Source organism: Mycobacterium sp. 1245852.3 (genome assembly GCF_001669335.1).
Taxonomy (GTDB): domain Bacteria; phylum Actinomycetota; class Actinomycetes; order Mycobacteriales; family Mycobacteriaceae; genus Mycobacterium; species Mycobacterium europaeum_A.
The window spans coordinates 1-1096 of record NZ_LZLL01000023.1; the positions used below are offsets into that span (position 1 = coordinate 1).

General features: G+C 71.6%; 2 protein-coding genes. One reads left to right on the plus strand and one right to left on the minus strand.

What is annotated here, in order from left to right:
* Positions 1–404, plus strand: a 404-nt coding sequence (locus A9W96_RS32435; protein WP_067137409.1) for a hypothetical protein, incomplete at its 5' end; no start/stop codon positions are given.
* Positions 405–555: 151 nt separating this feature from the next.
* Here the strand turns inward: A9W96_RS32435 and A9W96_RS00910 are convergent.
* Positions 556–1096: L,D-transpeptidase (locus A9W96_RS00910; protein ID WP_066876404.1), on the minus strand; the 541-nt coding region annotated here is incomplete at its 5' end.

Sequence of the window (1096 nt, forward strand, 5' to 3'; positions counted from 1 at the left end):
GCACGACGGGCACCGGCGGCACCACCGGCACCGGCGGAGCGAGGGGCAGGGGTGGCACGATCGGCACCGGCGCACCGATCGGCAGCGGCCCCGGCACCGCCATGGGCACACCGGACATGTCGGTCATGGGCGCCGCGCACACGCCACCGGCCGGTGCGCCGGTGCCGATCGTGCCACCCCTGCCCCTCGCTCCGCCGGTGCCGGTGGTGCCGCCGGTGCCCGTCGTGCCGGCCGGCGCGCCGCTGATCGCCCTGGGCGGTCCGGCGGCCGCCGGCGCTCCCCTGGAGGCGGCAGCTCCGATCATCGACATGTCCGGGGTGAAGGATGCGCCCGCCGGCCCGGCGCCCAGTGGCGGGCCGACGGCCGGGCAGCCGATTCGCCCCGGTCCTTCGGGCGCGAGCTGAGGCCGACTCAGCTTCGAAAACGGGCCGGGCCCGCTGGTGAACACCAGCGGGCCCGTTCCTTATTCGCAGTGAAAAGAGTTCGGCCGCAGCATAATTAAAAGCTCCGCACCCGGCTGACGCCCGGGTGCGGAGCTTCGTAAACGGTGCCTGATTAGTCCTGGACGATCACCGGGTCGCCGACGTGGACGTGGTCGTAGTACCACTCGGCGTCATCGGGGCTCAGGCTGATGCAGCCGTGGCTGACATTCTCGAGACCCAGGGCGGGGACGGCCCACGGGGCCGAGTGGACGAACAGCCCGCGGCTGGTGATGCGGACGGCGTAGTTGACCGTCAGCAGGTAGCCGTTGGGGTCGTCGACGGGGATGCCGACGCTGCTCGAATCCATCGTCACCGCTTCCTCTTTGGCCAGCACGGTGTAGGAGCCGACCGGCGTCGGGTATTCCGGCCTGCCCATCGAGGCGGGCATCACGCCCTGCTCGCCGAAGTGCGGCCGGTGGTGCGGCGCGGGCAGCGACGTCGGCGGTCCCGCCTCGGCGCCGTCGATGCTGACGGTGAAGGTGTGTTCGGAGATGCTGGCGACGCCGATCACGGCGGGGCCCGTTTTGATCTCGGCGGCCGCGCCGCCCACCGTCAACGGAATCGTGCTGTGCGCCGGCCAGTATCGATCCGGCACCCACTGCACAACCTTGTTG